This is a genomic window from Mesorhizobium sp. KR1-2 (assembly GCF_040045035.1).
Lineage (GTDB): Bacteria > Pseudomonadota > Alphaproteobacteria > Rhizobiales > Rhizobiaceae > Pseudaminobacter.
In genome coordinates this window covers 1-10,296 of record NZ_JBDZDS010000021.1, presented here as the reverse complement: position 1 = coordinate 10,296, position 10,296 = coordinate 1, and the positions used below count along the sequence as shown (strand labels likewise).

The window sequence follows — 10,296 nt, the reverse complement described above, 5'->3', positions numbered from 1 at the left end:
CGACGACACCACCACCAGCCGCCTGCTCATCACCGAGGCGCTGCAGGACATGGGCATCCGCCAGATCGCGCTCGCCCGCGACGGCGAGGAGGCGCTGCGCATGATGATGGACAAGCCCTGCCATCTGATCATCTCCGACTTCAACATGCCCAAGCTCGACGGGCTCGGCCTGCTCAAGGCGATCCGCTCCTACGGGCCGCTGCGCAACACCCCGTTCATCATCCTCACCGGCAAGAGCGACCGCGCTTTGGTCGAGCGCGCCGCCGCGCTCGGCGTCAACAACTACCTGACCAAGCCGTTCACCACCGCCCAGCTCAAGCACGCCATCGAGGCCATCGTCGGGGCGCTGACGTGACCGCCAAACCCGCCCGCCACACCGTGCTGCGCGGCGAGTACCATGTCGTCGCCGACGAGGGCGTCGTGCTCACCACCATCCTCGGCTCCTGCGTCGCCGCCTGCATCCGCGACCCGCTGGTGCGCGCCGGCGGCATGAACCACTTCCTGCTGCCCGGCGACGCCGGCCGCCCGCGCCACGACGCCGAGCGCTACGGCGTCCACCTGATGGAGCTGCTGATCAACGCGCTGCTCGCCCGCGGCGCCCAGCGCCACCGCCTCGAGGCCAAGCTGTTCGGCGGCGCCCGCACCGTCGAGGGCCTGTCCGACATCGGCGCCCTCAACGCCCAGTTCGCGCAAGACTTCCTGCGCACCGAGGGCATCGCCGTCGTCGGCGGCGACCTCGGCGGCGACCGCGGCCGCCGCATCGAATACTGGCCCGCCTCCGGCCGCGGCCGCCAGGCCCTGCTCGCCGGCGCCGACGCCGGCGCCACCCCGCCGCCCGCCCGCCTGCCGCCGCAAGCCGACACCGGCGCCGTCGAGTTCTTCTGAAAACCCCCGACCCAGGTCCCGCCATCCGACGTTATTCTCGGCAGTCACAAACATAACGCTATCGGCCGGGTCCTGGGGGACCCGCAACATCTCAGGAGGCACCTGCGACCTCACGAGCTCAGGAACAAGACGCCGAAGCGGCAGGTCAAGGCGAAGTTGCGGGAGGACCGTTGCGAAGCCACGCGGCCCAACGAGACCTGGGGGATGGACTTCGTCCACGACCAGTTGGCGACGGGCAAGAAAATCCGCGTCCGGACGGTCGTCGATACGTTCTCGCGCTATGTGCCGGTGCTCGATCCCCGAGTCCGGCAAGAGTACCATCAATCGGCCGGGTGACTTCATCGTGGAAATGATCGGACAGTGGCATCGGGCGGCCAATATCGGTGCTGAATCCCGTTCCTCGCGTGCGGGCCCAGAACATATTCCTCTACGAGTTTAAGCTGGATAGGACGGCGTTCCAATCGGGTCTAAAATACCGTCCCTTTCCAATGTCTCAGCTGCTGACACGCCGTGGCGCGAGGCCACGGCGATGCGCCCGTGATAGCGCATGCTCGGGCGCAGCCGTGCTCCGGCAGCGCCCGCATGCTTTGCACCGAGATCAGGCAAGATCGAAGCGGTCGGCGTTCATGACCTTGGTCCACGCCGACACGAAGTCCTCCACGAACTTCTCCTTCGCGTCAGAGGAACCGTAGACTTCCGCGAGAGCGCGAAGCTGCGAGTGCGAGCCGAAGATCAGGTCGACGCGGGTGCCGGTCCACTTGACCTCGCCGGTCTTGCGGTCGCGCCCCTCGAACACATCCTTGGCGTCCGAAACCGCCTTCCACTCCGTGCCCATGTCGAGCAGGTTCACGAAGAAGTCGTTGGTCAGCGTTCCGGGCCGCGCGGTGAAGACGCCGTGCGCTGAGCCGCCGACATTTGCGCCGAGCACGCGCAGACCGCCGATGAGCACCGTCATCTCGGGTGCGGTCAGCGTCAGCAGTTGTGCCCGGTCGACTAGTGCCTCCACGGGCGCCAGGCGCTGCCTGCCGCTGCCATAGTTGCGGAAACCGTCGGCGGCCGGCTCGAGCGGGGCGAAGGATGCGACGTCGGTCTGCTCCTGCGAGGCATCCATGCGGCCGGGTGCGAAGGGAGCCTTCACATCGTGTCCGGGATCCTTCGCAGCTTTCTCGATCGCCGCGCTACCGCCCAGAACGATCAAGTCGGCAAGCGACACCTTCTTGTTGCCGGACTGCGAAGCATTGAACTCCTTCTGGATCGTTTCGAGCTTCTCGAGCACTTTCGCCAGTTCGGCCGGCTGGTTGACGTCCCAGTCCTTCTGCGGCTCGAGGCGGATGCGCGCGCCGTTGGCGCCGCCGCGCTTGTCGGAGCCGCGGAACGTCGAGGCAGAAGCCCAGGCAGTCGAGACCAGCTGCGACACGGTCAGGCCGGAGGCGAGGATCTTGGCCTTCAGGGCTGCGATGTCCCCTTCCCCGATCAGTTCGTGATCGACCGCGGGGATCGGGTCCTGCCAGATCAGTTCTTCCTTGGGCACAAGCGGGCCGAGGTAACGCGCGATCGGGCCCATGTCGCGATGGGTCAGCTTGTACCAGGCCCGGGCGAAGGCGTCCGCGAACTGGTCGGGGTTCTCCAGGAAGCGACGGGCGATCTTCTCATAAGCTGGATCGAAGCGCAGCGAGAGGTCGGTGGTCAGCATGGTCGGGGCGTGACGCTTCGACGGGTCGTGCGCGTCCGGAATGGTGTTGGCGCCCATGCCATGCTTCGGCGTCCACTGATGCGCGCCGGCCGGGCTCTTGGTCAGTTCCCATTCGTAACCGAACAGGTTCCAGAGGAAGTTGTTGCTCCACTTCGTGGGCGTCGTGGTCCAGGTGACTTCCAGGCCGCTGCCGATCGCGTCACCGCCCTTGCCGGTGCCGAAGCTGCTCTTCCAGCCGAGGCCCTGGTGCTCGATGTCGGCGGCTTCCGGCTCCGGGCCCACCAGTGCCGCATCGCCGGCGCCGTGGGTCTTGCCGAAGGAGTGGCCGCCGGCGATGAGCGCGACGGTTTCCTCGTCGTTCATCGCCATGCGTGCGAAGGTCTCGCGGATGTCGCGTGCCGCCGCAATCGGATCCGGGTTGCCGTTCGGCCCTTCGGGATTGACGTAGATCAGGCCCATCTGCACGGCGGCGAGAGGGTTTTCGAGGTCGCGGTCGCCGCTGTAGCGCTCATCCGCGAGCCATTTGCCTTCCGAGCCCCAGTAGATGTCCTGCTCGGGCTCCCAGACGTCCTCGCGCCCGCCGGCGAACCCGAAGGTCTTGAAGCCCATGGATTCAAGGGCGACGTTGCCGGCCAGGATCATCAGGTCGGCCCAGGAAATCTTGCGGCCGTATTTCTGCTTGATCGGCCACAGAAGCCGGCGTGCCTTGTCGAGGTTCACATTGTCCGGCCAGCTGTTGAGCGGGGCAAAACGCTGCTGGCCGGCTCCGGCGCCGCCGCGACCATCGCCGATACGATAGGTGCCGGCACTGTGCCAGGCCATGCGGATGAACAGCGGCCCATAGTGGCCGAAGTCGGCCGGCCACCAGTCCTGCGAGTCCGTCATCAGGGCCTTGAGGTCCGCGACCACCGCATCAAGGTCGAGGCTCTGGAATTCCTTGGCGTAATCGAACGCCTCGCCCATCGGGTCGGATAGGTTGGAGTGCTGGTGAAGAACCCCGAGGTCAATCTGGTTTGGCCACCACTCCCGATTGGTTCTGGCAGCAGGCGTGTGTGCAACTGGGCACTTGCCCGCGCTCTCTTCAGTCTTTGCGTCCATTTTTCTCTCCGGTGGTGGCTGTTGATCGAACTGCTTCGTGGACAAGGACCATGAATGGCCTTGATGGCGATCCGTTTCATGGCCACGCGATGGCCAGGTGCCAGACACGTGGAAGCTCCCTGTCGCTATGGGCTTTCCTGCAAAGAGGCCGCCCTGAAGCGATACAGGTCCTGGGGGAACCAGCATCCGTGCAAGCCGGACACTGGCGACCCGAGCACCGCGCGATGTGAGGAAGCCACGACATCGCGCCTCCTCATATCCGCCTCAAGACCTATACCAAAATCCAGCGATTAATTTAAGTTGGATTTGCTGATCGCAGCGATAAGGTGAGGTTATGACGAATCTGACACTCAAGCAGCTTCGCTATTTCGAGGCCTTGGCACGACATGGCCACTTCGGACGCGCGGCGGATGCCTGCGCGATCTCTCAGCCCGCCATGTCGGTGCAGATCAGGGAATTGGAAGAATCGCTGGGCACGGAGCTTTTCGAGAGAGGCGCCAGGCAGGTTCGGCTGACCAGTTTCGGAGAAGAATTTGGCCTGCGCGTCCGCGACATCCTGCGTTCGGTCGACGAACTGGCAGACCTGGCGCGCGCCTCGCGGAACCGGTTGGTGGGGCGGTTGCGGATAGGCGTGATCCCGACGATCGCGCCCTACCTGCTGCCGACCATAATCGGCAATCTCAGCCGCATGCATGAGGGGCTCGACATCCACGTGCGCGAGACGCTTACGCAGAAGCTGATCCAGGAACTGGCGGACGGCCGGCTCGACACGGCCATCGTTGCCCTGCCGGTCTCCGAACCCTCGTTGACCGAGGTTGCCTTATTTGCGGAGGATTTCGTTCTGGTCCGGCCCGGCGAGGACGAGGGAAAGCCGGTGCCGAATCGCGAAATGCTTCGCGAGATGAGGCTGCTGCTTCTGGAGGAGGGGCATTGTTTTCGTGAGCAGGCCCTGTCGTTCTGCAACATGCATCCGGTGCGACCGCGTGAGTTGCTGGACGGCAGTTCCTTGTCCACGCTGGTCCAGATGGTCAGCGCAGGCATCGGCGTCACCTTGATCCCGGAAATGGCCGTGGCGGTCGAGACGCGCTCTGCGTCCGTGTCCGTCACTCGCTTCAACAGTCCCCAGCCGTCACGAACAGTCGGCATGATCTGGCGCAAGGCAAGCCCCCTTGCAGAGCAGCTTTTGCAGATTTCGGAAGTCGTGCGTCAATCGGCTGTCGCCTTGCGCAAACGGCACACTGCTCGTCGCGCGGAACCCGGAGCTGACGGACTCTTGCCGGCGCAGGTCGCGCGTCCTTGATCGGGAGCCAAACGGTAGCGCTAAATGCCGGCAACTCCTTAGGCTTGTCAGTCGGCTCGTTTCGCCAAGGAGACGGTGAGGCGTCCGCCCGGCGTCATGGCAAGGCGCGTTCCGAGCTTCCGACTTTCGCGATCAAGGGTCCGGCACGTCCATGCGCTTTCCCTCGCTGAGGGGCGACCGAGCCGAAACCGCCGGATCCGCAGCGGAACCATCTCAAGCTTCGCAAGATCCCCCCTCTTGGCGTCTATGTCGACCAGATACATCAGGGACAGATCGTCTCTGAATTCCTCGTATCCGGCGATGCCTTCGTAGTCGTTCACGAAATCACCGCACCCATGGAGGATAAGCCGGTTGCGGTAAATCTCTATCGCCTTGGGGTGGTGCGAGGAATGTCCGTGGACGACTGACACGCCTGCCCTCTCGATTAGCTGGTGGGCAAAGCTTCGCGCATCATCGGGTATCTCGTAGCCCCAGTTCGGCCCCCAGTGCACGGAAGCGACGCTCACGTCTCCCGGCTGGCGCGCGGTGGCGATCTGCTCCGCGACAACGGCGGCGCTTGCCTCCGAAAGATCCGCCAGGAGATTCACGCCCGGGGCTGTTGATGTGGCTGCCCAACTGAAGGGCGTACCGCTCGTGGTCGACGCGAACGAAAAGACAAGCACACGGCCCTTGTGCGCCAGATCGAGCACGGCCGGCGCGCAGGCCTCGCCGCGATCGTGGCCTGCGCCCGCATATTTGATGTGAAGTTGCTCCAACACCGTCAGAGTGTCCAGCAGCCCGGCGACGCCCCAATCGAGGACGTGATTGTTGGCAAGCGTGCAGCAATCGATGCCCGCAGCCACGAGACAGTCGGCGTTCTCGGGGCTAACCCGATAGTTGATCCCTTTCCGGACGTAGCTTTCGCTACGGGTGATGCTCGTCTCGAGGTTGACTATGCGTGCGTCCGGGCGGCTTTGGCGCAGTTCTTCAAGGGCAGCGCCCCAGATATGAGACGGCGCCACACGCCTCGGGATTGGACCGTGCGCCCTCTCGGCAAGCTCGACATACCCGACCGCCGAATGAATGGCTCTTTCGTGGAGTGCCGGTTCACACGGTTGGGCCATGATCTGGTCGACGCCCCGTCCGATCATGACATCGCCGCACAGGAAGAGGCGCACTGTCTTGCGGTGCATATTGGAAGCGGGCTCACCGCTCGGATTGGGCGTCACAGGGTATTGCCCTCACTCCGGCCGCGGCAGGCGCCCGGTTTCGGCAGCTTAATCCCGATGAACGAAAGTAGCCTCGAAACCGTTCCTTCCGCAGACAGGAGGAACGGTCATGAAACATGCTGACGGCGGCAACTCAACCCATGGCCCCGAGGTCATCGATGTGGCGATCACGCCGCTGGATCTTCCGGGCTGCTTGCGCCTTCCTCCGAGCCCGTTCGGGATCGTCGTCTTTGCACATGGCAGCGGCTCGAGCAGGCTCAGCCCGCGCAATGTCTACGTTGCGGAGGCCCTGGGCCAGGCCGGCCTTGGCACGCTGCTTTTCGACCTCCTCTCACCGGTCGAGGAGTTGGATCGGGCCAACGTGTTCGACATTCCGCTTTTGTCGAGACGCCTGACCGCCGCGGTGGAATGGACGGGCGCAACGACAAGAACAAGGGGATTACCGATAGGATTGTTCGGGTCGAGCACTGGCGCAGCCGCGGCCCTTGTTGCGGCAGCGCGGCTGGGCGACCAGGTCGCCGCCGTCGTTTCGCGGGGCGGACGCCCCGATCTGGCAGATGCCGCGCTTGAAGAAGTCGGAGCGCCGACTCTCCTCATCGTCGGCGGCAACGATATCGAAGTGCTCCGCCTGAACCAGGCCGCATTGGCCCAGCTCGCCGGCCCCAAGCAACTCGTGATCATTCCGGGCGCAACACATCTCTTTTCCGAACCCGGAGCGCTCGATGCCGTGGTCGAGGCAGCGCGAGACTGGTTCGGGGGCTACCTGGGCCGCGACGGCGCTTCAGGCTAGGAAGGCGGCTGCAGCGAGAGCCTGCGCAGCGAGACTTCGAAGACGCCAGGTGGAACCCAAGGGCAGCTGCCTTTCAGCGGCAGCCTGTCAGAACGCGGGCGACGCGGCTGCGCCTGCGTTAGGAATGTGGATGTCGATCTCCAGCGTTGACGTCGTCTTGCCGCGTTCCATGGTGATCTTCACGTCATCCTGGTTGACCTGGACGTGCTTGGCGATCACCGCCATGATCTCCTCGCGCAGTATGGCGACGAGATCAGGCTGGTTGCGGTTGTTGCGCTCATAGGCCAGCAGGACCTGCAGGCGCTCGCGGGCCACAGGCGCACTGGCGCGACGTTTGAAGATATCGAAAAGGCTCATGCCACTCTCCTTCCCAGAAGACGGTTAAGGAGACCTTTCTTCTCGGTGGGAAGGACCATCGGCACGTCCTCGCCCTGCAGGCGCCTGGCGGCGTCGGCATAGGCGCGAGCGGCGGCATTTGTGGGTTCGTTGAGCGTCACCGGCGAGCCGACATTGGACGCGCGCAGCACGCCCTGGCTCTCGGGAATGATGCCTAGCAGCGGCGTGGACAGGATTTCCAGCACGTCGTCGATGCTAAGCATTTCGCCGCGCGCGGCGCGGGCCGGATCGTAACGGGTGACGAGGATGTGCTTGGCGACGCTCTCGCCCTGCTCTGCCTTCAAGGTCTTGGAATCGAGCAGCCCGATGATGCGGTCCGAATCGCGGACGGAGCTCACCTCAGGATTGGTGACGATGACCGCCTCGTCCGCGAAGCGCATGGCAAGCTGGGCGCCGCGCTCGATGCCCGCCGGGCTGTCGCACAACACGTAGTCGAATTTTTCGCGCAGTATCCCGACGACACTGGCCACGCCTTCCTCCGTGAGGGCATCCTTGTCGCGCGTCTGAGACGCAGGCAGCAGGAACAGCGACTCCACGCGCTTGTCGCGGATCAGCGCCTGCGAAAGCTTGGCCACCCCTTGCGTCACATTGACGAGGTCGAACACCACGCGCCGCTCGGCCCCCATCACCAGGTCGAGGTTACGTAGACCGACGTCGAAGTCGATGAGCACCACCTTCTTGCCGGACTGGGCCAGAACGGCTCCGAGGGCGGCGGTCGAGGTCGTCTTCCCGACGCCGCCCTTGCCAGATGTGACGACCACTACCTTGCCCATGTTCTTGTCTCCAATTGTCATTTGAGGGGCGCGACCAGAATTACGCCTTCGTCCAGATAGGCCTGTACCGGCCTGCCGCGCGTGGAGGGTTCCATGTCTTCTGCAGTGCGATACCAGCCGTCCACCGCCAGAAGTTCCGCTTCGTTCTTGCGGCAGAAGATGCGCGCGGTGCGATCTCCCCAGGCGCCAGCGAAGGCCCGCCCGCGCAAAGTGCCGTAGACGTGGATGGACCCGCCGGCGAGGATCTCGGAACCGGAGCTGGCCGAGCCGAGGACAATCACGTCCCCGTGCGGATGGAGAATCGACTGGCCCGAGCGGATCGGGGATTCGACGATCAGCGTGCTCGATGCCTTCGCTTCCTCCGAATCGACCGGCGAAGCTTGCTCTTCGGGCGCTTCCTCGATCGTCGTTTCCTTGGCGCCCTTGAGCAGCGGGGGCAGCTCCGGGCCAAGGGCATCTATGTCCTTGGATTCGAGTGCGTAGACCCTGATCCCGCGCTCGGCGAGCTGTGAAACCAGATCGGCGATCTCGGCCGGCTCGGGCTTCAGCGCCTTGAGGTCGAGCACGACGGGGCGGCCGTTGAAGAAGCCGGGCGAATTCTCGACCCAGCGGTCGAGATCCTGCAGCCACTCTTCCAGCGGCGCTTCTGGCACGAGCGCGAAGGCGACGAATGATCGGGCGCGAAAGCGTATGGACTTATTCTGCATGGGGGGCGACTCAGTTCACAGACAGTCCTACCAACTGGGGCGCCGTGTAGGCCATGGTAAACGAAACGTAAATCGCATTTCTCCACCCCTTGTGCTAAGCGCAGGGCTGTGTGGCCATGCTGCAAGCGAGGAACTTCATGCCGCCGGCGGCAGTGGCTCGCCGTTCAACCTGTCAAAGATCGCGCAGATGATTGACTGCACCCGCTAGGCAGTCGGTAGCGCGCGCGAGCCGAAAGATCGGCTTCGCGACCTTGTTCAGATGTCCACGAGGGGGCCCCGCCGAAACGCAGTTGTCCAATCGGGCCTGCGCGGCCGTCAGCCCCTCATCCCCAGGCGTCCTATCAATAGCTGTAGGTATAGGAGGCGCACATTTCCTCGTCGCTTGTCGGTGCCTCGGTCCCGGTGAACACGGCCAGAACCGTGAAATCTCCGCCACCATCCCAGGACGCCATGTAAGAAACGTTTCCTGAGCCGCAGAGCCGATTGCCGTTTTCGAGCACGGGGTCGGCGGGCTTGCGAACTCTGTAGACCGACGCCGGCACCGTCTCGTCCCCGACAATGAAGTGGTCGGCGACAAGATCGGTGAACTCCATGGTCTTGCCGTTCGCGAATGTAATGCTGAAGTCGTCAAACTGAATGTCGCCTGTCACGCTGACGGCTGTCGAACTGACGGCGACATAATCATCCCCCTCGATGTAGGAGAGGGCGGAGGAAGTGAGGCCGACTGCAATTGTTGCAGCCAGTGAGCCAATTCGGATGATCTTCATATTTCCCCCAAAGCGTGAGCGCTATCCGCCTGGCTCTAGCCGCGATCGCCTACAGCCACAACAAGGTGAGGCGTAATTGTCTTTCATCCCGCTGACTTGTCGGTTGCCGATGGCAGCTAGGCGCATTATCGCCACACGCGACAAGCATGTGGGCGATATGCAGACCATGACGTGGAAGTTTCTAGTTCTTGCGGCTCTCGGCGCGTTGGCGGCGTGCGCGACACCACCGAGCGCAATCGAGGCGAAAACGGTGGACGACAGCCGCTTCGCTGATCTGGATTGTCCGGCGCTCCTCACCGAGCGCGACCGAAAGATCCAGATTCGGGACCTGCTCAGCGATGCCCAGAACGAGCGGTTTCGCGCGGACTTGATCAGCGGCACGCTCACCGGGCTGACGCAGTCGATGATAAATTCTCCAAGCGAGCGGGAAGCGAAAATCGCGGAAGTGAAGGGCGAAATCATCGCGCTCAACCAGGAACTCGCCGTGAAGCATTGCGTGCTGCGGCTCACGAATTGAGCGGCCGTAACGAAGGTGCGTGTCAAAATTGATTGGCCGGTTGTTGATTTCCGCCAGGAACTGACCCGGGATTTCCGCCGAGAATTGACCCGCCTTTCAGGTATGTTTCGGTTCGGTGGTGGTGGTCAAGGTCCTGCTTTTCTCCTTCGTGGTTTTGGTCTC

The 10,296-nt window shown here is 63.7% G+C and carries 11 protein-coding genes and 1 pseudogene; 6 read left to right on the top strand and 6 right to left on the bottom strand.

Annotated features, from left to right (window positions below):
• From ABLE85_RS23625 to ABLE85_RS23615, 3 genes and pseudogenes are all read left to right on the top strand, one after another.
• Positions 1-355 (top strand): response regulator (locus tag ABLE85_RS23625; protein ID WP_348795152.1); only part of this gene is annotated, 355 nt, incomplete at its 5' end.
• Entirely contained in the window at positions 352-885 is a 534-nt protein-coding gene (locus ABLE85_RS23620) for a chemotaxis protein CheD (protein ID WP_348795151.1), read from the top strand. The genes ABLE85_RS23625 and ABLE85_RS23620, both read left to right, overlap by 4 nt.
• Positions 886-999: 114 nt before the next feature.
• Positions 1,000-1,188, top strand: a pseudogene (locus ABLE85_RS23615) (IS3 family transposase); the annotation flags it as partial.
• 295 nt (positions 1,189-1,483) lie between these two features.
• On the opposite strand, the gene katG reads toward ABLE85_RS23615, so the two are convergent.
• Positions 1,484-3,676 (bottom strand): catalase/peroxidase HPI, encoded by a 2,193-nt coding sequence (katG, locus tag ABLE85_RS23610; RefSeq protein WP_348795150.1) that lies wholly within the window; start codon positions 3,674-3,676, stop codon positions 1,484-1,486.
• A gap of 334 nt (positions 3,677-4,010) precedes the next feature.
• Between katG and ABLE85_RS23605 the strand changes: the two genes are divergently transcribed.
• The gene (locus tag ABLE85_RS23605; protein WP_348795149.1) at positions 4,011-4,976 is read left to right on the top strand and encodes a LysR substrate-binding domain-containing protein; all 966 of its coding nucleotides are present in this window, start codon (positions 4,011-4,013) and stop codon (positions 4,974-4,976) included.
• Between the two features lie 47 nt (positions 4,977-5,023).
• Here ABLE85_RS23605 and ABLE85_RS23600 read toward each other — a convergent pair whose 3' ends face one another.
• Complete coding sequence (locus ABLE85_RS23600; RefSeq protein ID WP_348795148.1) at positions 5,024-6,148, bottom strand: CapA family protein; 1,125 nt, start codon at positions 6,146-6,148, stop codon at positions 5,024-5,026.
• Positions 6,149-6,293: 145 nt separating this feature from the next.
• Here ABLE85_RS23600 and ABLE85_RS23595 point away from each other — a divergent pair, with 145 nt between their 5' ends.
• On the top strand, positions 6,294-6,974 hold the full coding sequence (locus ABLE85_RS23595; protein ID WP_348795147.1) for a dienelactone hydrolase family protein: 681 nt from the start codon (positions 6,294-6,296) through the stop codon (positions 6,972-6,974).
• 87 nt (positions 6,975-7,061) lie between these two features.
• Here the strand turns inward: ABLE85_RS23595 and minE are convergent, their stop codons facing one another.
• The 4 genes from minE to ABLE85_RS23575 all read right to left on the bottom strand — a co-directional run bounded on the left by minE (position 7,062) and on the right by ABLE85_RS23575 (position 9,617).
• Positions 7,062-7,331: a cell division topological specificity factor MinE gene (gene minE, locus ABLE85_RS23590; RefSeq protein WP_348795146.1), complete on the bottom strand. Its 270-nt coding sequence runs from the start codon at positions 7,329-7,331 to the stop codon at positions 7,062-7,064.
• A complete protein-coding gene (gene minD, locus ABLE85_RS23585) occupies positions 7,328-8,143 on the bottom strand; it encodes a septum site-determining protein MinD (protein ID WP_348795145.1) in 816 nt (271 codons plus the stop codon). Before minD ends, minE begins: the two co-directional genes overlap by 4 nt.
• A gap of 17 nt (positions 8,144-8,160) precedes the next feature.
• Complete coding sequence (gene minC, locus ABLE85_RS23580; RefSeq protein WP_348795144.1) at positions 8,161-8,850, bottom strand: septum site-determining protein MinC; 690 nt, start codon at positions 8,848-8,850, stop codon at positions 8,161-8,163.
• 341 nt (positions 8,851-9,191) lie between these two features.
• Entirely contained in the window at positions 9,192-9,617 is a 426-nt protein-coding gene (locus tag ABLE85_RS23575) for a hypothetical protein (protein ID WP_348795143.1), read from the bottom strand.
• A gap of 76 nt (positions 9,618-9,693) precedes the next feature.
• Between ABLE85_RS23575 and ABLE85_RS23570 the strand changes: the two genes are divergently transcribed.
• Positions 9,694-10,134, top strand: a complete 441-nt coding sequence (locus ABLE85_RS23570) for a hypothetical protein (RefSeq protein ID WP_348795142.1) — start codon at positions 9,694-9,696, stop codon at positions 10,132-10,134.
• Positions 10,135-10,296: the final 162 nt, after the last annotated feature.

Excerpts from the sequence above, each read along its gene's own strand:
- ABLE85_RS23605 (WP_348795149.1), top strand. The coding sequence starts at position 4,011 with ATGACGAATCTGACACTCAAGCAGCTTCGCTATTTCGAGGCCTTGGCA.
- katG (WP_348795150.1), bottom strand. The coding sequence starts at position 3,676 with ATGGACGCAAAGACTGAAGAGAGCGCGGGCAAGTGCCCAGTTGCACAC.
- minC (WP_348795144.1), bottom strand. The coding sequence starts at position 8,850 with ATGCAGAATAAGTCCATACGCTTTCGCGCCCGATCATTCGTCGCCTTC.
- ABLE85_RS23595 (WP_348795147.1), top strand. The coding sequence starts at position 6,294 with ATGAAACATGCTGACGGCGGCAACTCAACCCATGGCCCCGAGGTCATC.
- ABLE85_RS23600 (WP_348795148.1), bottom strand. The coding sequence starts at position 6,148 with ATGCACCGCAAGACAGTGCGCCTCTTCCTGTGCGGCGATGTCATGATC.
- ABLE85_RS23575 (WP_348795143.1), bottom strand. The coding sequence starts at position 9,617 with ATGAAGATCATCCGAATTGGCTCACTGGCTGCAACAATTGCAGTCGGC.
- minD (WP_348795145.1), bottom strand. The coding sequence starts at position 8,143 with ATGGGCAAGGTAGTGGTCGTCACATCTGGCAAGGGCGGCGTCGGGAAG.
- minE (WP_348795146.1), bottom strand. The coding sequence starts at position 7,331 with ATGAGCCTTTTCGATATCTTCAAACGTCGCGCCAGTGCGCCTGTGGCC.